Source organism: Arsenicicoccus sp. UBA7492 (assembly GCF_002479615.1).
GTDB classification, from domain to species: Bacteria; Actinomycetota; Actinomycetes; order Actinomycetales; family Dermatophilaceae; genus Arsenicicoccus; species Arsenicicoccus bolidensis.
The window spans coordinates 213,000-234,868 of the sequence record NZ_DLOE01000048.1 but is presented as its reverse complement, the minus strand read 5'-3'; the positions used below and the strand labels follow the sequence as shown (position 1 = coordinate 234,868).

21 protein-coding genes are annotated in these 21,869 nt (G+C 71.5%); 6 read left to right on the top strand and 15 right to left on the bottom strand.

Going from position 1 to position 21,869, the window contains the following annotated elements; genetic code table 11:
- The first annotated feature begins 58 nt into the window (after nucleotides 1-58).
- The 4 genes from B4E97_RS15295 (at nucleotide 59) to B4E97_RS15280 (ending at nucleotide 4,252) form a co-directional block, all read left to right on the top strand.
- The gene (locus B4E97_RS15295) at nucleotides 59-844 is read left to right on the top strand and encodes a c-type cytochrome (protein WP_286958034.1); all 786 of its coding nucleotides are present in this window, start codon (nucleotides 59-61) and stop codon (nucleotides 842-844) included.
- Between the two features lie 57 nt (nucleotides 845-901).
- Nucleotides 902-1,975, top strand: coding sequence for a ubiquinol-cytochrome c reductase iron-sulfur subunit (locus B4E97_RS15290; protein WP_029209975.1), 1,074 nt, complete (start codon nucleotides 902-904; stop codon nucleotides 1,973-1,975).
- A complete protein-coding gene (locus B4E97_RS15285; protein ID WP_286958036.1) occupies nucleotides 1,975-3,684 on the top strand; it encodes a cytochrome b in 1,710 nt (569 codons plus the stop codon). The genes B4E97_RS15290 and B4E97_RS15285 overlap by 1 nt, the downstream gene beginning before the upstream one ends.
- A gap of 214 nt (nucleotides 3,685-3,898) precedes the next feature.
- Entirely contained in the window at nucleotides 3,899-4,252 is a 354-nt protein-coding gene (locus B4E97_RS15280; RefSeq protein WP_029209973.1) for a metallopeptidase family protein, read from the top strand.
- Between the two features lie 60 nt (nucleotides 4,253-4,312).
- Here B4E97_RS15280 and B4E97_RS15275 read toward each other — a convergent pair whose 3' ends face one another.
- From B4E97_RS15275 to def, 9 genes are all read right to left on the bottom strand, one after another.
- Nucleotides 4,313-5,356 (bottom strand): L,D-transpeptidase, encoded by a 1,044-nt coding sequence (locus tag B4E97_RS15275; RefSeq protein ID WP_019287024.1) that lies wholly within the window; start codon nucleotides 5,354-5,356, stop codon nucleotides 4,313-4,315.
- 399 nt (nucleotides 5,357-5,755) lie between these two features.
- Nucleotides 5,756-6,160, bottom strand: a complete 405-nt coding sequence (locus tag B4E97_RS15270; protein ID WP_239263256.1) for a cytochrome c oxidase subunit 4 — start codon at nucleotides 6,158-6,160, stop codon at nucleotides 5,756-5,758.
- Nucleotides 6,160-7,926 (bottom strand): cytochrome c oxidase subunit I, encoded by a 1,767-nt coding sequence (gene ctaD / locus B4E97_RS15265; protein WP_239263258.1) that lies wholly within the window; start codon nucleotides 7,924-7,926, stop codon nucleotides 6,160-6,162. The genes B4E97_RS15270 and ctaD overlap by 1 nt, the downstream gene beginning before the upstream one ends.
- On the bottom strand, nucleotides 7,926-8,849 hold the full coding sequence (coxB, locus tag B4E97_RS15260) for a cytochrome c oxidase subunit II (protein WP_376783725.1): 924 nt from the start codon (nucleotides 8,847-8,849) through the stop codon (nucleotides 7,926-7,928). The genes ctaD and coxB overlap by 1 nt, the downstream gene beginning before the upstream one ends.
- Nucleotides 8,850-8,984: 135 nt before the next feature.
- Nucleotides 8,985-9,683 carry a leucyl/phenylalanyl-tRNA--protein transferase gene (aat, locus tag B4E97_RS15255; protein ID WP_286956608.1) on the bottom strand — a complete coding sequence of 233 codons (699 nt, stop codon included), beginning with the start codon at nucleotides 9,681-9,683 and terminating at the stop codon, nucleotides 8,985-8,987.
- Entirely contained in the window at nucleotides 9,680-10,660 is a 981-nt protein-coding gene (locus tag B4E97_RS15250) for a carbohydrate kinase family protein (RefSeq protein WP_286960566.1), read from the bottom strand. Before B4E97_RS15250 ends, aat begins: the two co-directional genes overlap by 4 nt.
- Before the next feature lie 116 nt (nucleotides 10,661-10,776).
- Nucleotides 10,777-11,154 carry a HesB/IscA family protein gene (locus tag B4E97_RS15245; protein ID WP_019287018.1) on the bottom strand — a complete coding sequence of 126 codons (378 nt, stop codon included), beginning with the start codon at nucleotides 11,152-11,154 and terminating at the stop codon, nucleotides 10,777-10,779.
- Nucleotides 11,155-11,292: 138 nt separating this feature from the next.
- The gene (locus B4E97_RS15240; RefSeq protein ID WP_286960565.1) at nucleotides 11,293-12,492 is read right to left on the bottom strand and encodes a glycerate kinase; all 1,200 of its coding nucleotides are present in this window, start codon (nucleotides 12,490-12,492) and stop codon (nucleotides 11,293-11,295) included.
- On the bottom strand, nucleotides 12,489-13,157 hold the full coding sequence (gene def / locus B4E97_RS15235) for a peptide deformylase (RefSeq protein ID WP_286960563.1): 669 nt from the start codon (nucleotides 13,155-13,157) through the stop codon (nucleotides 12,489-12,491). The genes B4E97_RS15240 and def overlap by 4 nt, the downstream gene beginning before the upstream one ends.
- A gap of 109 nt (nucleotides 13,158-13,266) precedes the next feature.
- Between def and B4E97_RS15230 the strand changes: the two genes are divergently transcribed.
- The gene (locus tag B4E97_RS15230; protein ID WP_286956635.1) at nucleotides 13,267-13,866 is read left to right on the top strand and encodes a DUF3043 domain-containing protein; all 600 of its coding nucleotides are present in this window, start codon (nucleotides 13,267-13,269) and stop codon (nucleotides 13,864-13,866) included.
- The gene (locus B4E97_RS15225) at nucleotides 13,863-14,699 is read left to right on the top strand and encodes a methyltransferase domain-containing protein (RefSeq protein ID WP_286960562.1); all 837 of its coding nucleotides are present in this window, start codon (nucleotides 13,863-13,865) and stop codon (nucleotides 14,697-14,699) included. Before B4E97_RS15230 ends, B4E97_RS15225 begins: the two co-directional genes overlap by 4 nt.
- A gap of 84 nt (nucleotides 14,700-14,783) precedes the next feature.
- Here B4E97_RS15225 and B4E97_RS15220 read toward each other — a convergent pair whose 3' ends face one another.
- Genes B4E97_RS15220 through B4E97_RS15195 form a run of 6 tightly spaced genes read right to left on the bottom strand, consistent with a single transcriptional unit; the run spans nucleotide 14,784 to nucleotide 21,867 of the window.
- Nucleotides 14,784-16,178, bottom strand: a complete 1,395-nt coding sequence (locus tag B4E97_RS15220) for a serine hydrolase domain-containing protein (RefSeq protein WP_286960560.1) — start codon at nucleotides 16,176-16,178, stop codon at nucleotides 14,784-14,786.
- Between the two features lie 2 nt (nucleotides 16,179-16,180).
- The gene (locus B4E97_RS15215; RefSeq protein ID WP_019287012.1) at nucleotides 16,181-16,402 is read right to left on the bottom strand and encodes a hypothetical protein; all 222 of its coding nucleotides are present in this window, start codon (nucleotides 16,400-16,402) and stop codon (nucleotides 16,181-16,183) included.
- A gap of 38 nt (nucleotides 16,403-16,440) precedes the next feature.
- Entirely contained in the window at nucleotides 16,441-17,523 is a 1,083-nt protein-coding gene (gene cobA, locus B4E97_RS15210) for a uroporphyrinogen-III C-methyltransferase (RefSeq protein ID WP_286960559.1), read from the bottom strand.
- Nucleotides 17,520-19,295 carry a nicotinate-nucleotide--dimethylbenzimidazole phosphoribosyltransferase gene (gene cobT, locus B4E97_RS15205; RefSeq protein ID WP_286960557.1) on the bottom strand — a complete coding sequence of 592 codons (1,776 nt, stop codon included), beginning with the start codon at nucleotides 19,293-19,295 and terminating at the stop codon, nucleotides 17,520-17,522. The genes cobA and cobT overlap by 4 nt, the downstream gene beginning before the upstream one ends.
- Nucleotides 19,292-20,491 carry an aminotransferase class I/II-fold pyridoxal phosphate-dependent enzyme gene (locus B4E97_RS15200; RefSeq protein WP_286960556.1) on the bottom strand — a complete coding sequence of 400 codons (1,200 nt, stop codon included), beginning with the start codon at nucleotides 20,489-20,491 and terminating at the stop codon, nucleotides 19,292-19,294. The genes cobT and B4E97_RS15200 overlap by 4 nt, the downstream gene beginning before the upstream one ends.
- Nucleotides 20,488-21,867, bottom strand: coding sequence for a cobyrinate a,c-diamide synthase (locus B4E97_RS15195; protein WP_240483907.1), 1,380 nt, complete (start codon nucleotides 21,865-21,867; stop codon nucleotides 20,488-20,490). Before B4E97_RS15195 ends, B4E97_RS15200 begins: the two co-directional genes overlap by 4 nt.
- Nucleotides 21,868-21,869: the final 2 nt, after the last annotated feature.

Here is a 21,869-nt window from a genome sequence, read left to right as displayed (position 1 = left end):
CGCAGCTCGACACACACAGCAGCATCCGCCCCTTGACCGTCGACGACAGGACCCTTTCGTGAACGCGTTGGCCGCCCGGCGCAGGCACCCCGCCACACTGTTCGTGCTCCTCCTGGCCATGCTCCTCGTGGTGGGGACGGCCTACGCCGTCGCCAAGCCGCAGGACGCCACGGCCACGGCCAGCGCCTCCACCGCCCAGGACGTCGAGGAGGGCAAGAAGCTCTTCCTCGCCAACTGCGCCAGCTGCCACGGCCTCAATGCCGAGGGTGGCCCGGACGCACCCACCCTCGCGGGCGTCGGTGCGGCGGCGGTCGACTTCCAGGTCGGCACCGGTCGTATGCCGATGGCGGCCCCCGCGGTCCAGGCGCCCCGCAACAAGCCGAAGTTCTCCGAGGAGCAGATCCGCCAGATGAGCGCCTACGTGGCCTCGCTCGGCGCAGGCCCGGCGATTCCCTCCGAGGAGTTCACCGAGGGCGGCGGCAACGCGGCCGAGGGCGGCGAGATCTACCGCGTCAACTGCGCCATGTGCCACAACGCCGTGGGCTCCGGCGGTGCCCTGACGCGCGGCAAGTGGGCGCCCACCCTGCGCGGCGTCGAGGGCAAGCACATCTACGAGGCGATGCAGACCGGCCCGCAGTCGATGCCGGTGTTCAACGACGCCAACCTCAGCCCCGAGGCCAAGCGCGACGTCATCACCTTCCTCAAGGCCATGGACGAGGACAAGAACCCTGGCGGCGCCGCCCTGGGCAACCTCGGCCCGGTCCCCGAGGGGCTGCTCGCCTGGACCCTCGGCATCGGCCTGATGATCCTCGCCGCGGTGTGGCTCGGCAAGAAGGCGGCCTGAGCGATGAGCACCAGCGACCAGTCCAACCACTCCGTTCCTGATGGGGCATCGCATCGCATGACTGACTCCAACGACTTTGGCAAGGATGCCGTGCGTCTCGACCAGGGCGACGTCGTCGGCCAGGGCGGGATCCCCGACCGTTTCCAGAACCCCGGACTCCCCCCGCACGTCGAGCGGCTGGCGGACCGGGACCCTGCTGCCGCCCGGCGCGCCGAGCGCCAGGTCGCGACGATGTTCCTGCTGTCGATCCTCGGCACGCTGGCCTTCATCGTGCTGTACTTCGTGATCCCGCAGCACAGCTACGTCGGCATCCCGTTCCTGGGCAACGTGCTCGCGCTCCACCTGGCGCTCGGTCTGACCCTCGCCATCAGCCTCTTCTTCATCGGCGCGGGCGCCGTGCACTGGGCCAAGACGCTCATGCCCGACCACGAGGTCGTCGAGGAGCGTCACGAGCTCCGCAGCTCCCCCGAGGAGCGGGCGGGCTTCGCGCAGGCCCTCACCGAGGGTGGGGAGGCCGCTCAGCTCAACCGTCGTCCGCTGATCAAGGCGACGCTGGGCGGTGCGCTCGGCCTGTTCGCCATCCCCCTGGTCCTCCCCGTGCTCGGTGGCCTCGGCCCCGTCCCGGGCAACGACCTGTCCACGACCTTCTGGGACCAGAAGCACTGGCCCAAGGGCCGTCGGCCGCGCCTGATGCGCGACCCCCAGAACCTCCCCATCCGGGCGGACGAGGTCACGATCGGCTCGGTCTACCACGTGCTCCCCGAGGGCATCGAGAAGTCCGAGCACCCGCTCAACGAGAAGGGCAAGGCCGCGGTCCTGCTCATGCGTCTCGACCCCGACGACATCTTGGTCAAGAAGGAACGTGACTGGGGCTACCAGGGCATCGTGGCGTACTCCAAGATCTGCACCCACGTGGGGTGCCCGGTGGGCCTCTACGAGCAGCAGACCCACCACCTGCTCTGCCCCTGCCACCAGTCGACCTTCGACGTCACGCAGGACTGCAAGGTGATCTTCGGCCCGGCGCACCGCCCGCTGCCGCAGCTCAAGATCACGGTGGACGACGAGGGCTACCTCGTCGCCGACTCTGGATTCGCCGAGGCAGTGGGCCCGAGCTTCTGGGAGCGTGGCTGATGAGCAGCAGCACTCGATCGACCAACGACCTGAGGACCGACGACATCCGCGAGGTCCGCACGGCGCGCAAGCCCGGTGGCCTGGCCGGTGTCGGTGGCTGGGTCGACGACCGCACCGGCGCCGCCAAGGGCGTCCGCTACATGATGAGCAAGGTCTTCCCGGACCACTGGTCGTTCATGCTCGGCGAGGTCGCGATGTACTCCATGATCATCTGCCTGATCACCGGAGTCTTCCTGACCATGTGGTTCGTCCCGAGCGCCGGCCACGTGGAGTACAACGGGTCCTACGTCCCGCTCAAGGGCATCCACATGTCCGAGGCCTACCGCTCGACGCTGGACATCTCGTTCGACGTCCGCGGCGGTCTGCTCATCCGTCAGATCCACCACTGGGCGGCCCTGATCTTCGTGGTCGCGCTGGTCGTCCACATGTTCCGGGTGTTCTTCACCGGCGCCTTCCGCAAGCCGCGTGAGATCAACTGGGTCATCGGCGCGCTCATGGCCATGCTCGCGCTGGTCGAGGGCTTCGCCGGCTACTCCCTCCCCGACGACCTGCTGTCGGGCACGGGTCTGCGCGCCGCGCAGGGCTTCATGCTGACCATCCCGGTCATCGGCTCCTACTTCGTCTACTTCCTCTTCGGCGGCACCTTCCCCGGCGAGGCGATCATCCCCCGGCTCTTCGCCGCCCACGTGCTCCTGCTCCCGGCGATCCTCGTCGGTCTGCTGGCCGCGCACCTCATCCTGGTGATGGTCCACAAGCACACGCAGTACCCCGGGCCGGGCCGCACCAACGACAACGTCGTGGGCTACCCGCTGATGCCGGTCTACACCGCCAAGGCGGGCGGGTTCTTCTTCATCGTCTTCGGCATCACCGCCCTCATCTCGAGCCTGTTCTCGATCAACGCGATCTGGAACTACGGCCCCTACGACCCGACCCAGGTGACCGCGGGGTCGCAGCCTGACTGGTACATGGGCTTCGCCGACGGAGCCCTGCGCCTCATGCCCGGCTGGACCGAGGTCACGGTCGGCGGCTACACGCTGACCTACGGCGTGCTCATCGGCTCGCTGCTGCTGCTGCCCCTCGTCTACGTCCTGCTCGGTGCCTACCCGTTCTTCGAGCGCTGGATCACCGGCGACAACCGCGAGCACCACCTGCTGCAGCGTCCCCGCAACGCCCCGACCCGCACGGCGATCGGCCTGGCCGCCATCACGGCCTACACCGTCCTGTGGGCGGCCGCGGGCAACGACCTGATCGCCACCCACCTGCACCTGTCGATCAACGACATCACGTGGTTCCTGCGGATCGGCTTCTTCGTCCTCCCCGTCCTGGCGTTCTGGGTCACCAAGCGCGTCTGCATCTCGCTGCAGCGCCGCGACCGCGACCTGGTGCTCCACGGACGCGAGACCGGTCGGATCATCCGGGACGCAGACGGCAGGTTCACGGAGAAGCACGAGGACATCGACGAGTACACCCGGTGGAACCTTGTCCAGCACGAGGCGCACCGCCCCCTCGAGCTCGGGGACGCCACCGATGCTCACGGGATCCCGCGGCCTGGCACGACCTCGGACAAGAGGCGCGCACGCCTGTCGCGCTTCTTCTTCGAGGACGACATCCAGCCTGTCACCCCGCGCGACGTCGCCGCCGCGCACCACGACGGGCACGGCCATGAGGCGATCGAGGGTCAGCGCACCGCCGAGGTCGAGCGGCACTGACGCCGGAGTCCTGGTACCACGTACCGACACCGACGAATCCGTAGATGGGCGTCCTCCCCCGGGAGGACGCCCATCTCGTCGTCTGGGTCCGCTGAGCCCGTTGGGTCCGCTGAGCCTGCAGGGCAGACCGCTCGCTGCCGGGCGCCTGCGGACGGACCATGCCTGCTCGGGCCGGGAGGCAACAGCCGTCAGGCGGACGTGGGAGGCTGGTGCCATGCCCGTGACCGTGGACGACGCGACCTTCGACGCGGCTGTCGGGGATGCGCTCGACGACGTGCCGCAGGAGCTGATGGCCCTGCTCGACAACGTCGTCTTCCTGGTCGAGGACGAGCCCCCGGAGGACCTCGGCGACCTGCTGGGCCTCTACGAGGGCACGCCGCTGACGGAGCGTGGCTGGGGTCTCGGGGGCATGCTGCCGGACCGGATCTACCTCTACCGCGGGCCGCTTTCCCGCCTGTGCGAGGACCTCGAGGATCTGCGGGACGAGGTCACCGTGACGGTCGTGCACGAGATCGCCCATCACTTCGGCATCGACGACGAGCGTCTCCACGCGATGGGCTGGGGCTGACAGGGGGCGTCGGCCGAGGACGTCCAGGCCGTATGCCGGGAGCCCACCCGGCACCTCGGTTCAGCGCAGGGCGCTCTGCTGCTGCCACTGCGGCCAGGAGTACTGCCAGACCCCGATGCCCTCGGTGGGCTTGAACGGGCGGTCCGAGCCGGTGAACTGCACGACGTCGCCCACCATGGAGCTCTCGAACATCCAGCGCGCGTCGTCCAGACCCATGTTGGTGCAGCCGTGCGAGACGTTGCGCCTGCCCTGGGCCCACTGCGACCAGGGGGCCGCGTGGAGGAACTCCCCCGTCCACGTGATCCGCATGTTCCACTTCGTGTCGAGCTTGTAGTACTCCGGGTTGCCCTTGGGGATGCCGACGGTGGCGGAGTCCATCGTCATCGCGCCGACCTTCTCCATGATGACCTTGGTCCCCGACCGGGTGATGAAGCCGGGCTTGCCGGTGGTGACGGGGATGTTCTTGACCTGCTGCCCGTCCCGCACGACCGTCATATGATGCGTCTTCATGTCGACCGTGCTCACCTGCGAGCGGCCGATCGTGAAGGTCTTGGTGTCGTTCCTCCCGACATACTTGCCCTCACCCGTCTGCAGCCCGGCGAGCCGAGCGTCCATGGTGACCTTGGTCCCCGGCTTCCAGTAGTCCTTGGGCCGCCACATCAGCTGCCGGTCGTCGAGCCATCCCCAGGATCCCTCGACGGCCGGCTCGGTGGTGACCTTCATGCTGCGCTCCACCTCGGCCCGTTGCTGGGGCGTCTTGACCGACGAGGCGAACTGCACAATGGCCGGCATGCCGACGCCGACCGTGTCGTCGGAGGGCAGCAGCGTGTACTTCGCGGTCGTCTCGGGCTTGAGCGTCCGGAAGGACGAGGTCGCGGTCTGCGACCGCCCGTCGGCGAGGGTGACGACCGAGCGTACGGAATAGGCCGAGTCCAGGCCGAGACGGCTGGCAGGCGTCCACACCCCGTCCTTGACCGTCCCGGGAACCTTGGCTCCCTTGTCGTCGGTCACGACGACGTCGGTGACGGTGCCACCCGAGGCGGCGACCTTGACGGGCGCCCCAGGCTCGATGCCGCGCGCCCGGTCGGCCGGCGTCACCGTCACCGTGGCAGGAGCAGAGCGGGGCCGCGCGGTCGTGGAGGACGCCGCAGGGGTCTGTGAGGCGCTCGGGGTCGCAGACCGTGCCGCTGGACCCCCCGATGCGGTCTGGCCCCCGGAGCAGCCCGCCAGGGCCGTCAGTGCCGTCATAGCCGTGGTGACCGCGAGAGCTGTCGTCGCGTCGGCGCGCGTCGTCCGGAACATGCGTGGATCTCCCCCTGAGTGAACGTCCTGGATCCCCGCCCAGGCTAGTCGAACAAATGTGACCGAGAGTGACCGACGGTCACACGGTGGCCAGATCGTGACCGGGAGACCGCTGCTGCGCGACGGCTCGACCAAACGCATCGAGCGCGCGCACGGGCCCCGAGGACATGACGTCCCCGGGGCCCGGCAGGTTGCACGTGGTCAGACCGCGTGCTCCCCGTGGAAGAACTCGAACACCCAGCCGATGAGGCCGATGATCCCGAGGCCCGCGGCCAGCAGGAAGAACCACCAACCGACGGCGATGCCCATGAACATGAGGGCAGCCGCGCCGGCCAGCATGATCGGCCACCAGGACTTGGGGGCGAAGAAGCCGTAGTCGCCCTCGGCGTCGGCGATCTCCCCACGCGGGTTGTCCTCGGGACCGACCGCAGGCAGGCGCTTGGCCGTGGCGTGGATGTAGAAGGCCGACATCCACATCTCGGGCACGAGCAGCAGCAGCGCCACGACACCCACCGGCTCCGACCAGCTGGTCACGAAGCCGTAGATGATGCCCACCGGCAGGAAGAAGAAGCCCAGGATGGTGAAGAGCTTGACGGCGGTGCGCATCAGTGGCGGTCCTCTCGGTGCGCGGCGGTGGAGGTCGCACCGTCACGCCGGCCGGAGTCCGTGCCGAGACGCTGCATGGTGGCCGGGTCGGCCTGCGGGTGGGCACCCTCGGAGTCCGGGTGGTGCAGGTCCCACGCGGGACGCTCGGAGCGGATCCGCGGGATGCTGTCGAAGTTGTGCCGCGGCGGCGGGCAGGACGTGGCCCACTCCAGCGAGGCGCCGTAGCCCCACGGGTCGTCGACCAGGACCTTGGGCGCGTGGCGCGCGGTGTGCCAGACGTTGTAGAGGAAGGGCAGCATCGACAGGCTCAGGATCACGGCGAAGACCGTCGAGATCTGGTTGAAGAAGGTGAAGCCGTCCTCGGGCAGGTAGTCCGCGTAGCGGCGCGGCATGCCCTCGACACCCAGCCAGTGCTGGATGAGGAAGGTGCCGTGGAAGCCGATGAAGAGCATCCAGAAGTGAACCTTGCCGAGCGTCTCGTCGAGCATCTTGCCGGTGAACTTGGGCCACCAGAAGTAGAAGCCGGCGAACATCGCGAAGACGACCGTGCCGAACACCGTGTAGTGGAAGTGCGCGACCACGAAGTACGAGTCGGACAGGTGGAAGTCCATGGCCGGGCTCGCGAGGATGACGCCGGTCAGGCCGCCGAAGCAGAAGGTGACGATGAAGCCGATCGCCCAGATCATCGGGGTCTCGAAGGTGAGCGAGCCACCCCACATCGTGCCGATCCAGTTGAAGAACTTCACGCCGGTCGGGACGGCGATGAGCATCGTCATGACCGAGAAGAAGGGCAGCAGGACCTGGCCGGTGACGTACATGTGGTGGGCCCACACCGACATCGACAGGGCGGCGATGGCCACGGTCGCGAAGATCAGGGTCTTGTAGCCGAAGATCGGCTTGCGGGAGAAGACCGGGATGACCTCGCTGATGATGCCGAAGAACGGCAGGGCGATGATGTAGACCTCGGGGTGGCCGAAGAACCAGAAGAGGTGCTGCCACAGCACGGGGCCGCCGTTGTCCGGCGAGAAGATGAACGAGCCGAACTTGCGGTCCGCGCCGAGCGCGAAGAGAGCCGCGGCCAGGACCGGGAAGACCATGATGACGAGCAGCGACGTCACCAGGACGGTCCAGGTGAACACCGACATGCGGAACATCGTCATGCCCGGCGCACGCATGCACAGGATCGTCGTGATGAAGTTGACGGCACCCAGGATCGTGCCGAAGCCACCGAGGGCGAGGCCGAAGACCCAGAGGTCACCGCCCAGGCCGGGGCTGTAGCTCGCGTCCGACAGCGGAGCGTAGGCGAACCAGCCGAAGGACGCCGCGCCGTTGGGGGTGAGGAAGCCGAACGCCGCGACGAGGCCACCGAAGAGGTACATCCAGTAGGCCAGCGCGTTGAGCCGCGGGAAGGCGACGTCCGGTGCGCCGATCTGCAGCGGGACCAGCGCGTTCGCGAAACCGGCGAACAGGGGCGTCGCGAACAGCAGCAGCATGATCGTGCCGTGCATGGTGAAGAGCTGGTTGAACTGCTCGGGGTTGTCCACGATCTGCAGCCCGGGGCCGAACAGCTCGAGGCGGATCAGCAGGGCGAGCAGCCCGCCGATCATGAAGAACGCGACGGAGGTCACGAAGTACATGTTGCCGATCACCTTGTGATCGGTCGTCGTCAGCACGTTGGCGATCTGCGTGCCGATCGACTTCTTGCGTCGCTCGTCCCGGATCTGTCGGGGCGTCTGCGGCTCACGGGTCGTGGTTGCGGTGGCCATCAGTTGCTGCTCCCCTGCGTCGTCGGGATCTTGGCCTGCTCGGCCGGCTCGAGCTTCTCGCGGTTGAGACCGTTGGGCAGCTGACCGGTGCGCCCCGAAGCCTTGAGGTCGGCGATGTGCTTGTCGTAGTCCGCCTGGGAGACGACCTTGACGTTGAACAGCATCTCCGAGTGGTAGGCGCCGCAGAGCTCGGCGCACTTGCCCTTGTAGTCACCGATCCGGTCGGGGACGACCTGGAACTTGTTGACCCGTCCGGGGATCATGTCGAGCTTCTGCTGGAAGGCCGGGACCCAGAACGAGTGGATGACGTCGCGGCTGGTCAGGACGAACTCCACTCGCTTGTCGACGGGCAGGACCAGGGTCGGGAGCGCCGCCTCGGCGCCGGGCTTGCCGTCGAGCTTGGCCTGCTTGCCGGCCACGTAGGTGTTGGCCTCGACGTAGTTGAAGTCCCAGCTCCACTGCTTGCCCACGACATTGACGGTCACGTCGGGCTTCTTGGTCGTGTCCAGCAGCGCAGCCTCGTCGCGCGCGGTGTAGAAGAACAGCACGCCCACCATCAGGATCGGCACGACGGTGTAGAAGATCTCCACGGGGACGTTGTAGCGCAGCTGCGCCGGGTAGCCCGTGTCGGTCTTCTTGCGCTTGAACGCGACCATGCAGTAGATGGTCAGGCCCCAGACGATGCAGCCCACGACCAGCGCGGCGATCCACGACCAGACCCAGAGGCTCTCGATGCGCTGCGTGGAGGTCGTCGCTCCGCGGGGGAGGAAACCGCGCTGCGCGGCCTCGCTGCACCCGCTCAACAGCGTGGTCAGTACCACGAGACCCAGGCCGCCCGTCAGGAGACGGGAGCGCTTGGTTGCTCGCGATGAGTCATTGTGCCTGCGCAACAGACGCACCTTCCGACATGGTGAAGCACTCATACAGGGAACAGACAACTCGAACCCTACCCTGTGAATGGCCCAGATCGCCTCCCCGCACACGCCGCGTGGACCCGTTGCTCGGCAACTCGTGATGTGAGTCGCGCCGCACTGCTCCGACCCCGGATCTCGGGCGGCTCAGCGCCATACGGCCGGCAGCGGGCTCCGCAGGAGCCGGGGCAGGCGAGCCAGGTAGGCCGCCCGCGGGACCTCCGTGATCCCCAGCCCGGCGAGGTGGGGGGTGCTCCACTGAACGTCGACCAGGCGGTCACCGCCGGACGCGCGGACGTCCTCCAGGTCAGCCGTGAGCAGGTCGACCAGCCCGACGAGCGCGACCTTGGAGGCATCGGTCGTCCGGTGGAACATCGACTCCCCCGCGAACAGACCCCCGACCGCGATGCCGTACAACCCGCCGACGAGCTCGCCCCCGTCCCATGCCTCGACGCTGTGCGCCCAGCCGAGCCCGTGCAGCTCGGAGTAGGCGCGGGCCACGGCCGGCGTGATCCACCTCCCCGAGCGGGAGGGATCGGCGCAGCCGGCCACGACCTCGTCGAACGCGGTGTCGACGCGCACCTCGAGGCGCCGGCACGAACGGCGCAGGGAGCGGCTGACCCGCAGGTCACCCAGCTCGAGGACGCCGCGCGGGTCCGGGGACCACCAGCCGAGCGGCCCTCGCCCGCCCTCCCCCAGACCCATGGGAAAGATGCCGGTGCGGTAGGCCGCCAGGAGCGTCCCGGGGCTCAGGTCGGCGCCGACGCCCACGACGTCCTCCCCCGGCTCGGCGCCGTCCAGCGTGAGGTGCCAGGGGCTCGGCGGCGGCTCGACCGGCGGGGTCACCTCAGCGTGACCGCAGCGGCCAGCTCGTCCGCGGCATCCTGGCCGTAGACGTCCGCCAGCCGGGCGTAGAAGCCCTCGTGGTCGAGGTGGTACTCCTGGGTGCCGGTGGTCTCGAGGACGTGCGTGGCGAGTATGGAGCCCAGCTGGGCCGACCGCTCGTGCCCCAGGCCGGCCGCGACGCCGGCCAGGAACCCCGCCCGGAAGGCGTCACCGACGCCCGTGGGGTCGACGACCGTCTCGGTCAGCGCCGCCGCCACCCGCACGGGCTCCTGGCCACGGGCAATGATCTCGGCGCCGTCCTTGCCGCGCGTCGTCACGCGGACCCGTACCCGGTCGGTGATCTCGTCGACGGTCCACCCGGTCTTCTGCGCGGCGAGGTGCAGCTCGTACTCGTTGGTGAACAGGTAGTCGGCACCGTCGATCAGCCCGCGGATGGCCGGGCCGTCCATGAACGCCAGCTGCTGGGACGGGTCCGCGGCGAAGGGGACGCCGAGCTCGCGGCACTGCTGCGTGTGCCGGGTCATGCGCGCGGGGTCGCTGGGGGCGATGACCACCAGGTCGACCTGACCCAGCTCGCGGACGACCTGGGCCAGGTCGATGCGGTTGCCCTCGTTCATCGCGCCGGCGTAGAACGTCGCCATCTGGGCCAAATCGCGGTCGGTCGTGCACACGAAGCGTGCCGTGTGCTGGTCCTGCGAGCGGTGGACGTGGTCGCAGTCGACCCCGTGGTCCACCAGCCAGGTCTGGTAGTCGGCGAAGTCCTTGCCCACCGCGTCGACGAGGACCGGGCGCTGCCCCAGGGCGGCGAGTCCGAACGAGATGTTGGCACCCACGCCCCCGCGCCGGATGTCGAGGCGGTCGGCCAGGAAGGAGACCGAGATCTTGTCCAGCTGCTCCACGAGCAGGGAGTCGGCGAAGCGGCCTTCGAAGGTCATGAGGTGGTCGGTCGCGATGGACCCGGTGACGAGGATCTGCACGCGCCGACCCTACCGGAGCGACGCGAGAGGGGCGGCCCCGCGAGATCGCGGTGCCGCCCCTCGGGCGCTCGACGTGCTTGGTGGTGCTGTGCCGCTCGTGGTGCTGCGGGTGCGGCTCAGCTGAAGGAGTCGCCGCAGGCGCAGCTGCTGCCCGCGTTGGGGTTGTCGATGGTGAACCCCTGCTTCTCGATCGTGTCGGCGAAGTCGATCGACGCGCCGTCCAGGTAGGGGGCGCTCATCCGGTCCACCACGACTCCGACACCGTCGAAGTCACGGACGAGGTCGCCGTCGAGGGTGCGCTCGTCGAAGTAGAGCTGGTAGATGAGACCGGAGCAGCCGCCGGGCTGCACGCCCACGCGCAGCCGGAGGTCGTCGCGGCCCTCCTGCTCGAGCAGGCTCTTGACCTTGACGGCGGCGACGTCGGTCAGCTGCACCCCGTGCGTGGCAGCGTCGACCGAGTCAGCGCGCGTCTGGGTGTCGTCCTGAAGACTCATGAGCAGTCTCCTCCATGGTTCGGGATCCCCCGCACAGGTCGGCGGGATACGAACAACAACCTTCGCACACGGCTCCGTGTTCCCGGAAATGGCGCGCGGACGAGATGTGGGGGCGCGACGGCGGAGGACTGCCGGGTGTCAGCCGGGCGGCGTGGTGCCGGGGGCCGATGCGCTCGGCGGGGCGGGCGACCAGGTGCGGGCCACCCGCTCGGCGCGTGCGGTGAGGCTGCCCGCGGGATCCGCCATCGCCCGGGGGACGGCCGTGATCGAGTCGGCGACGGGATAGATGCCCGTCACGCCGATCGCCGCGCACTCCCGGCGCCCGACCAGGCTCTGACCGGGTATGACGACCACCGGCCGCGCGTGGCGCAGCGCCGTCTCGCCCAGCACGGCGGGCACCCGGCCGCGCAGGCTCGCCCAGTCCAGCCGGCCCTCCCCCGTCACCACCAGGTCGCAGGCGGCCACGGCATCGTCGAGGTCGAGCGCGGCGGCGAGGACCTCGCCCACCGGCTGCACCGTCCCGCCGAGGACGAGCACGGCATAGCCGATCCCCCCGCCCGCACCTGCACCCGCCAGCTTGTCCACACGATGGCGTCTGCCGGTGAGCAGGTCGGTCGGGCCGGGGACGACACGTCCGACGGCGTCGACGAGAGCTCCGAGCCTCCGCTCGAGGGCCTGGGCCTGCTCAGGGGTCGCCCCTCGAGACGGTCCCTGCTGGGCCGAGGTGCCCTGGAGCCCGAGCAGGGGCAGCTCGTCCGGCGTGGCCACGACGAGCTCGACCTTGGCCTCGATCAGAGATCCACGGAGGTCGCCGAGCCAGTCCAAACCCTCGACCTCGTGCTGAGGTCCAGCTGGCAGCCCATCGTCGGGGGACGGTCGACGGGCGAGGGCACACCACAGGCCATAGCCACCGTCGTTGCACAGCAGGTCCCGGACACCGATCACCACCGAGGACGCGCCGGCCGCGATGGCTTCGCGCACGAGCTGCCCCACACCGTGGGACGAGGTGCGCCAGGGGTCGCGGCTGTCGGCCGGCAGGAGGGCGGGGCCGCAGGCCTGGGCGGCCTCGACATACGCGACCGTCCCTCTCGGGCCGTCGAGCAGCAGCACGACGCCCGGCACCTCCCCACCCAGCGGGCCCCGCACGGTGGTGGCCAAGGTCCTGGCCCCGGGCAGGCTGCTGAGCACGTCGACGAAGCCCTCGCCGCCGTCCGACAGCGGCAGGGTCTGGACCTGGTCGTGCGGCGCGGCACGACGCCAGCCCTGCGCGATCGCGTCCGCGGCCAGGGCGGCCGTCAGGGTGCCGCGGTAGGCGGTCGGGGCGACGAGGATCCTCACCGGCGCTCGGTCTCCCCGCCCTCCGGGACCGTGACCTGGTCCGACCCCCGGGCCCCCTCCACGATCTCGACGTCGCCGTCGGCGTCCACGTCGTCATGACCGAAGGGATCCGCGTCGACGCCCGGCATCCAGGTCAGCCCGGGGACGTTCCAGCCGTTCGCCTTGAGCATCCGCTTGCCCTTGCGGGCCCAGCGCCCCTCGAGCCGGTCGACGTACAACGTGCCGTTGAGGTGGTCGTACTCGTGCTGCATGCATCGAGCGAACCAGCCGGTCGCGTCCCACTCCAGCCGGTTGCCCTCGACGTCCTGCCCGATGACGTGCGCGCGCAGCGGGCGGACGAGGGGGAAGGACTCGCCGGGGACCGAGAGGCAGCCCTCGGCGTCGTCGTGCGGGTCCGGGTCCTCGGACGGCTTGCCGGAGGTCGTGACCACGGGGTTGATCACCACCCCGCGGTGCGGCACGCCGTCGTCGTTGGCCATCTCGTAGGTGAAGATCCGCAGCCCCACACCGATCTGGGGGGCCGCGAGGCCCACGCCGTTGGCGGCGTCCATCGTGGCGTACATGTCCTCGATGAGCTCCCGGAGGGCGTCGTCGAACTCGGTCACCGCCTCCGCGCGACGGTGCAGCACGGGCTCGCCGTAGATCACGACGGGACGGACGGACATGCGAGGACTCCTTCGGCAGGGCGATCGGCGAGGTCGAGCCTACCGTCGGGCGAGCGGGCGTCCGTGAGCCGTGCGGCCGGCGACCTCGTGGGCCGATAGGCTGACCCTCGTGCTAGGACGCAAGAAGACCGAGGCCGCGACCCTCGAGCAGCTCGAGGAGCAGGCCCACACGGACCGCCCCGGGGCCAAGAACCGCCCCACGCCCAAGCGGCGCGAGGCCGAGGCCGCCCGGCGGCGACCGCTCATCGAGACGGACCGCAAGGCCGCCGCGCAGCGCGACCGCGCCGTGTCCCGCGAGGAGCGCGCCAAGCAGCAGCAGGCCATGATGCGCGGCGAGGAGTGGGCCCTGCTCCCCCGCGACCGGGGCGTGGCGCGCCGCTACATGCGCGACTACATCGACGCGCGGTGGAACATCGCGGAGTTCACGATGCCCGCGCTGATCGTGGCGATGATCCTGTCGCTGCTGGTGGGGCAGCTCAAGAACCCCGGCCTGATCACGGCGGTCATGGTCCTGACCTACGGCGTCATCCTGCTGGGCGTCGTCGAGCAGACCCTCGTGCACTACGCGATGAAGCGGAAGTTCGCGGCCACCCACCCGGGCGAGATCTGGCCCCCGCGCGCCGGTTTCTACTCCGGGATGCGCGCCTTCCAGCTGCGCCCGACGCGCGTGCCCCGTGCGCAGGTCAAGCGGGGCGAGAAGCCCCGGTGACCGAGGCGGGCTTCGACGCCGGTCGCGACCGCTGGCTCGACCGCCAGGGGCTGCTGCGCAACGTCGTGCGCCAGGAGCTCGTCCGCCGCCAGCTCGAGGTGCACCTCGCCCTACCCCCGGCGAGCGTCCTCGACGTGGGCGCCGGCCAGGGGACGCAGGCGATCCACCTCGCCCGCCAGGGCTACGAGGTCGTCGCCGTGGAGCCCGACCCCCAGATGCGCGCCGCCTGCGAGGATGCGCTCGCCGCCGAGCCGGCGGCCGTCCGCGGCCGGATAGCCGTCCTGGACGGCTCGCTCGAGACCCTGGACACCATGGCGGCCCTCGAGGGCCGCACGTTCGACGCCGTGCTCTGCCACGGCGTCCTCATGTATGTCGACGACCCCAACCCCGCCCTCCGTGCGCTGGGACGGCGGGTCCATGTGGACGGCATCGTCTCCGTGGTGGCGCGCAACGCCGGAGCCATGGCCTGGCGACATGTGCTGCGCGGCGACTTCGCCCAGGCGCGCACGGTGCTGGACGAGGTCGACCGGTCAGGGTGGGACCGGCGCGACCCGCGCTACACCAACGAGCTCGGTGTCGGCTGCCGGGCCGACTCGCTGGAGCGGCTCGGCGCGTTCTTCGGAGGGATCCGGTGCTCCTTGGAGTACTGGTACGGCATCCGGACGTTCACCGACGGCGTGGCGGTCGACACCCCGGTCCCCGAGGACCCGGGCGAGCTCGCCGAGATCCTGGCGGTGGAGGAGCGCCTCGGCCGCACCGAGCCGTATCGCCGGATGGGCACGCTGATGCACCTCGTGGGGCGTCGCGGCGAGGGCCGCGGGCCGGTGCTCTAGACCTGTCCTTGACCTGGTCAGGACCTGCTCAGGCCCTCCTCAGGACCGGCGCCGGACCACAGCGAGCATCGCTCGTCGCTACCGCTACCTGCTCTGGAGCTCGGCGAAGGCCAGCGGCTCGCGCGTGACGGCGTAGGTCGCGAAGTAGAGCTTGGTGATCCGTCCGTCGGCGTCGCGGACGAGCTTCAGGCGCTCACCGCGCTCGCGTCCCTCGACCGCTCGGTAGAGATCGCGGTCCACCTGCTCGTAGCGCGTGTCGTCGAGGGCGCCGCGAGACCCCGGCATCGTGGACCACAGGGCGTCCCCCCGGATCTCGAAGTCCAGGGGCGAGCCCTCGCTCCACCACCGCCCCAGCAGCTCGCCACGCTCGTCGTCCTGCCGCGACGGCGTCCACACGCAGGGCGTGGTGGGCTCGTGGTCCAGCAGGGCGCACAGCAGGTCGGTCGCGAGGCCGAGGGGTGCCGGACCGGACGTCGCGTTGGCGAAGACCACGGCCCCCACCCGGTCGCGGGGCCGGAAGCGCAGGCCGGTCAGGAAGCCGGGCATGGCGCCACCGTGACCTGCGAAGACGCGCTCGCCCCGGCGGAAGAGTCCGAAGCCCAGCCCCTGGCCCGTGGTCCAGTCGTCGGGGTCCGCCATGATCACCGGGCTGCACATCTCGGTGACCGTCTCCGGCGCCAGGACGTCGAAGCGTCCCGGGTCGGAGCAGAACGCGGCGTAACGACCCAGGTCGGCGACGGTGGACCACAGGCCGCCGAGCGGGGCGGTCGAGCGCAGGTCGATCACCGGCTCGAGGGTCGCCGTGCGCGCGTGCGGGTGGATCTGGTAGCCGTGCGCCCGGTCCTGCTCGTCCGGCACGAGACCGGTGCGCGTCATACCGAGCGGGTCGAGCACGACCTCGCGCACGACGTCCTGCCAGGGTCGCTCCTCGACCCGGGCGATCACCTGCCCGAGCAGCGCGTAGGCGAGGTTGGAGTAGTGGAAGGCCCGCTGCGGGGGCAGGACGCGCTCGGCGCGGACCAGGTCACGCAGGAGCCCGTCCTCGTCGGGGGCCTCGAAGGACTCCCACAGGTGGCCGGCGGGCTCGCGCTGCAGGCCGGAGGCGTGGGCAAGCAGCGACCGCAGCGTCAGGTCGCCGAACGGCGTGCCGGGCAGCAGGTCGTCGAGCGTGTCCTCGACCGACAGCCGGCCCCGGTCGCGCAGCGCCATGATGGTGACGGCGCTGAAGGTCTTGGTGACCGACCCGATGAGGTACTGGGTGTCGTCGACGGCGTTGCGCGCGGGGGCGCCCCGATCACCGTCCTCGGCGCCGCGGACGAGCTCCCCGTCCAGCCGGGCCGAGCCCACGTGCGTCGACCACACCAGGCGCCCGTCCCGCACCACCCCGGCGCTCACGCCGGGGCTGCGCCACTCGTGCTGCGCCGTGCCGACCAGGTGCTGCAGGGAGCGGGCCAGGTCGGCGGGCAGCGGGTCGGCCACCGTCACTCCCCCATCGCCTGCAGCGACATGGGTCCGTAGACGACGTCCTCGCCGCGCAGCAGCGTCACCGCGTCGACGCCCGCGGCCTTGACGTCCTCCCACTCCTGGGCGAACCACGCCTCGGCCTCGCCCTGGCTGGGAAAGGTCAGCGCCGGCAGCGCCTCGGAGGTCGTCGGGCGGCCCTCGGCGTCGAGGTAGGACCAGGTGTAGGCGTCGTTGCTCATGGCGCCAACCCTAGTCCGGGCGGTGGCACGGTGGGCGCTCAGGACAGTGCGGCGACGTCTCCGACGACGGTGACCGCCGGGGGCACCAGACCCTCCGGCACACCGTCGGCGGCGAGGGCTGCCAGGGTGGTGCGAACGGTGCGCATCGAGGGCAGCCCGCCGTCCATGACGCAGGCGACGGGCGTCCGGTCGTCACGGCCGGCGGCCAGGAGCGCCACGGCGATCCGCGGCAGCGTCTCCACGCCCATGAGGACGACGATCGTCGTGCCGGCGCGCGCGAGGGCGTCCCAGTCGACGGTGCTGCGCGGGTCGTCGGGGGCCGCGTGCCCGCTGACGACGGTGAAGCCCTGCACCGTCCCGCGGTTGGTGACCGGGATGCCGGCGAGCTCGGGGACGGACACGGCCGACGTGACGCCGGGGACCACCTCGACCGGCACGCCGGCCTCGCGGCAGGCCAGGACCTCCTCGTAGCCGCGCCCGAACACGAACGAGTCCCCACCCTTGAACCGCACCACGCGTCGTCCGCGCAGGGCGTGCTCCACCAGGACGCGGTTGATCTCCTCCTGCGGCGTGAAGCGGCCGCGGGGGATCTTTGACACGTCCACGACCTCGACGTGCGCGGGGAGGTCGGCGAGCAGGCTCACCGGCGCGAGGCGGTCCGTGACGACGACGTCGGCTGCCCAGAGGGCGTCATACCCGCGTCTGGTGAGCAGTCCGGGGTCGCCGGGGCCGCCGCCCACGAGGACCACCGAGCCGGCGCGCTCCCCGGCCTCCTGCCCGGTCGCCTGCCCGGTCGCCTGCCCGTCCGTCTCCAGGCCGTATGCCGGGATGCCCGCCACGGCGGCGAGCTGCAGCACGTCCGGCCCCTCGGACCGCTCCGCGGGGGTGCGGGCGTCGACGACCAGGCGCGAGGCGGCCACGACCTCGGCCTCGGTCACGTCCGCACCGCGCGCGACGAGGCCGCGGTCGACCAGGTCCTCGAGCGCAGGGACGAGCTCGTGCGCGACGACCGTGACGTCGGCGCCCCGCTCGCGCAGCTGGACGACCTCGGCCAAGGCCCCGGCCCCCCCACCGGCCACGAGGACCGGGACGCCGGCGAGCCGCCAGCCCGGTGCGGTCATGCGTGGGCCTCGACGTCCGCCACGTCCCGTCCGGCCTCGGCGTCCTTGCCGCTCACCCCGGCGGACTCGAAGGTCGCGACCTCGCTGAGCATGCGGACGGCGAGCTGGACGTGCGGGACCGCGAGGGCGGCGCCGGTGCCCTCCCCGAGCCGCAGGTCGAGGTCGACGAGGGCCTCGAGCCCGAGGGTCGACAGCGCGGCCAGGATGCCGGGCTCGACGCCGGCGTGCCCCGCGACGAGGTAGTCGACGCAGTCGGGAGCGAGGGCCTGGGCCACCAGCGCGGCGGAGCAGACGATGACGCCGTCGAGGATCACGGGGGTGCGCTGCGCCGCGGCGGCGAGCAGGAAGCCGACGATCGCGGCGTGCTCCAGGCCTCCCACGGCCGCGAGGGCCGCGACGGGGTCCTCGCTGGTCGCGCCGTTGGTGCGGATGGCGCGCTCGACGACGGCGACCTTGGCGGCGCGGCCGGCCTCGTCCAGCCCGGCGCCACGACCGGTGACCTCCTCGGGCGCGCGCCCGGTGAAGACCGAGATCAGCGCGGCGGCCGGGGTCGTGTTGCCGATGCCGACCTCGCCCGCCAGGAGCAGGCGGTTGCCCTGGGCGACCAGGTCGCGGGCGACGTCGATGCCGACCTCGATGGCCTCGTGGACCTGCTCCAGGGTCATGGCCGGGCCCTGCGTCATGTCGGCGGTGCCGCGGGCGACCTTGCGCACGAGCAGGCCGGGCATGGCGGGCAGGTCAGTGGCCAGGCCCACGTCGATCACGTCGACCTCGGCACCGACCTGGCGGGCGGCCGCGTTGCACACCGCCCCGCCGGTCGCGATGTTGGCCGCCATCTGCACGGAGACCTCCTGCGGCCAGGGCGAGACGCTGTGGGCCTGCACCCCGTGGTCGCCGGCGAAGACCGCCAGGGCCACGGGGGACGGCGGTGCCGGAGGCCAGGTGCCGCACGCCGCCGCGACGCGTTCGCCGGTGGACTCCAGCAGCCCCATCGCCCCGGGGGGCTTGGTCAGCTGCGCCTGGCGCTCCTGCGCCCTCGCGAGGACCGCGGCGTCGGCAGGCGTGATGGCGGCGATCGTCTCGTCGAGCAGGGACACGGGAGCTCCTCCGGGAAGGGTGCGGGTGGACCAGTTCTCATCATGCACGGCCCACGCGAGCGGCCGGCGGCGGGCCCAGCCCGTCGTCTGAAGCTCGGGGGCGGGCGGGAACGCGCTGACGTGGCCGACGCACAGGTAGGCCACGACCTCCAGGTGCTCGGGCAGGCCCAGCTCGCGGGCCAGCTCGTGCGGGTCGAAGAAGCTCACCCAGCCCACGCCGAGACCCTCGGCGCGGGCGGCGAGCCAGAAGTTCTGGGCCGCGGTGGCCGTGGAGAAGCTCGTCATCCGGGGGTCGGCGTGGCGTCCGATGGTGTGCGGGCCGCCGCGCGTGGGGTCGCAGGTGATGACGACGTTGAGCGGGGTCTGGCAGATGGCCTCGATCTTGAGCCCGTCGAACATCCGTTGCCGCTCGCTCGGCAGGCTCGCGGCGAACCGGTCGCGCTGCCGCTGGGCGAGGCGCTGGATGCGCCGTCGTCGCTCCTCGTCGCGAACCAGCACGAAGTCCCACGGCTGGCTGAACCCGACGCTCGGCGCCATGTGCGCGGCGGCGAGCACCCGCGTCAGGGCTGCGTCGTCGATCGGGTCCATGGTGAACGTCGAGCGGATGTCCCGTCGCTCGCGGATGACGTCGTAGACGGCGCTGCGTCGCGCGTCGTCGAAGGCGTTGGTGCTCATGGGATCTCCTCCAGGACGGCCCGTATGCCGCCCGCCAGCTCGGACACGGGGCCGGCGTCTCGCGCGGCGAACCGCAGCCAGGTGTCGTCGAGCCCCCGGAAGGTGTCGCCTCGTCGCACGGCGATCCCCTTGGCCCGCAGTCCTTCTCGCAGGGCGGCGGCGCGGGGGTGCTGGGCGAGGACGAACGGTCCGTCGGGATCGACGGGCACGTGCAGACCTCGCGCGCGCAGCGTGTCGGCGAGGTGGGCGGCGTTGCGGCGCAGGCGCTCTCGCTGCGCGTCGCGGAAGTCGCGGCCCTGCGGGGTGCAGACGGCGAGCACGGCGGCGAGGGCGAGCGAGCTCACCGACCAGTGCGGCTGGTGGTCGCGCAGCCGACGGACGACGTCCGGCGAGCTCACGACGTAGCCCGCCCTCAGGCCGGCCAGCCCGTAGGTCTTGGTGAGGCTGCCGGTCACGATGATCGGCCTGGTCCGGTCGCCGCTGGTATGGCCGGAGCTGGTCAGGCCGGCGTTGGTCAGGTCGGCGTTGGAATGGCCGGCGCTGGTCAGGGGGGCGTTGGTCCTGTGGGTGCCGGACGCCGCGTCCCGCACCAGCGTCTGCGTCGGGTCCGTGGCGACGTCGAGGAAGGCCTCGTCCACGAGCAGGACGCGATCGGGCGGGGTGGTGGCGGGATCCACCAGGCGGAGCAGCTCGGCGCGTGGGTGCAGCCGTGAGGTGGGGTTGGTCGGGTTGCCGACGACGACGAGGTCGGGCGCCACCGGGCTCGCTGCGGAGCCGCATCCCGCCTCGATCGCGGCCGGGTCGAGCGCCCAGCGGTCGGCCCGGTCGAGCAGGTGGGCGGTGAACGCCGACCCGGCGTGCAGCAGCGCCTGCCCGGGCTCGGTGAACTGCGGCTCGACGACGAGTGGTGCGCGCCATCGCGTGAGGTGGGCGACGAGGGTGAAGGCCTCGGCGGACCCGTTGGTCAGGAGCACGCACTCGGTGGGCACCCCGAGCTCGGCCGCCAGGGCCGCGGTCGCCGGCGCGGCGTCGGGATAGGCGGCCAGGCGCGGGATCTCGCGGGCGATCGCCTCGGCGAGGAACGCCGGCGGCTGGTCCACGGCCACGTTGACGGCCAGGTCCAGGCGGGCGCCGCGCGCGTCGATGTCGCCGTGATGGCCAGCTGCGGGGTGCGGGGGCTGGTCGGGGGTCGTCATGGTGCGTCCACCAGCGCACCGGTGAGCCGGCCCACGAAGGAGCGGGCCAGGTGCGGCTGCCCGGCCCAGTGGACGTGCAGGTAGGACGCGTGCACGCTCCCCTGCACGACCCCCTCGGCCCGGTGGCCGCCGTCGCGGTCGGCCCACGCCCACGCCGGCGCGTGGTCGGTGTCGCCGGACACGACCTGCGTGCGGTGGAACTCGTGGCCCGTGACCCGGGCGCCGGCCGGTCCGAGGACCGAGTCGGTCAGCGCCACCGCCGACCGGTAGCCGAGCGTGAGACGGTGGCCGAACTCCGCGTGCGTCGGCAGGACGCCGGCCATCCGGTGCCCGTCGAGGGTCTGCCCGAGATAGAGCAGTCCGGCGCACTCGGCGCTCACCGGCGCTCCTGCCTCGGCCAGCTCCCGGATGGACCGCAGCAGAGGCACGTTGGCGGCGAGCTCGAGCGCGTGGACCTCGGGGAAGCCGCCCCCGATGACCAGTCCCGACACGCCAGAGGGCAGCTCGGCGTCCACGAGCGGGTCGAAGACCTCCACCGCCAGCCCGGCGGCGGCGAGGAGCTCGGTGGTCTCGGCATACCCGAAGGTGAAGGCCCGTCCACCGGCGACCGCGACGCGTCCTCGCGACCCGGCCGGCGCGGCCAGGGGGCCGAGCGCGTCGGACGGCGACCAGGGCTCCCCCTCGAGATCCGGTGCGGCACCAGCGATCTCGAGGAAGGCGTCGAGGTCCACGTGCGCGCTCACCATGTCGGCGAGGGCGTCGACGGCGGCCGCGGCCTCCGGCGAACGTTCGGCGGCGGGGACCAGTCCGAGGTGCCGCGACGGGACCACGACCTCGGGGACGCGGGGCACGCAGCCGATGACCGGGATCCCCGTCTCCTCGATGCCGTCCCGCGCCTCGGCCTCGTGACGCGGCGAGGCGATGTTGTTGAGGATGACGCCGGCGATGCGCACCGCGGGGTCGAACCGTGAGTAGCCCAGGACCGTCGCGCCCACCGAGCGCGACGTGTGCGCGCCGTCCACGACGAGGACGACGGGCGAGGCGGTGAGCGTCGCGATGTGGGCCGTCGACGCGAATCCCCGTGCGCCCAGCTGGCCGTCGAAGAGCCCCATGACGCCCTCGACCACCGCCACGTCCGCCAGGGTCGGGACCGTCGCGCCGTGCAGCAGCAGCGGCACCACGCGGTCGACGCCCTGCAGGTGCGGGTCGAGGTTGCGCCCGACCCGACCGCACGCGGCCGCGTGATAGCCCGGGTCGATGTAGTCGGGACCCACCTTGTGCGGCGACACCTGGATCCCCTTGCGGGACAGGGCAGCCAGCATGCCCGTGGTGATCATCGTCTTGCCGCTGCCCGACCCGGGGGCGGCGATCACCACGC

Bases quoted from the DNA above. Each gene is read 5' to 3' on its own strand.
- B4E97_RS15245 (WP_019287018.1), bottom strand. From the start codon at position 11,154: ATGAGTCTTCAGGACGACACCCAGACGCGCGCTGACTCGGTCGACGCT.
- coxB (WP_376783725.1), bottom strand. From the start codon at position 8,849: ATGAGTGCTTCACCATGTCGGAAGGTGCGTCTGTTGCGCAGGCACAAT.
- def (WP_286960563.1), bottom strand. From the start codon at position 13,157: ATGTCCGTCCGTCCCGTCGTGATCTACGGCGAGCCCGTGCTGCACCGT.
- B4E97_RS15215 (WP_019287012.1), bottom strand. From the start codon at position 16,402: ATGAGCAACGACGCCTACACCTGGTCCTACCTCGACGCCGAGGGCCGC.
- B4E97_RS15285 (WP_286958036.1), top strand. From the start codon at position 1,975: ATGAGCAGCAGCACTCGATCGACCAACGACCTGAGGACCGACGACATC.
- ctaD (WP_239263258.1), bottom strand. From the start codon at position 7,926: ATGGCCACCGCAACCACGACCCGTGAGCCGCAGACGCCCCGACAGATC.
- B4E97_RS15280 (WP_029209973.1), top strand. From the start codon at position 3,899: ATGCCCGTGACCGTGGACGACGCGACCTTCGACGCGGCTGTCGGGGAT.
- B4E97_RS15270 (WP_239263256.1), bottom strand. From the start codon at position 6,160: ATGCGCACCGCCGTCAAGCTCTTCACCATCCTGGGCTTCTTCTTCCTG.
- cobA (WP_286960559.1), bottom strand. From the start codon at position 17,523: ATGACCGCACCGGGCTGGCGGCTCGCCGGCGTCCCGGTCCTCGTGGCC.
- cobT (WP_286960557.1), bottom strand. From the start codon at position 19,295: ATGAGCACCAACGCCTTCGACGACGCGCGACGCAGCGCCGTCTACGAC.
- B4E97_RS15200 (WP_286960556.1), bottom strand. From the start codon at position 20,491: ATGACGACCCCCGACCAGCCCCCGCACCCCGCAGCTGGCCATCACGGC.
- B4E97_RS15290 (WP_029209975.1), top strand. From the start codon at position 902: ATGACTGACTCCAACGACTTTGGCAAGGATGCCGTGCGTCTCGACCAG.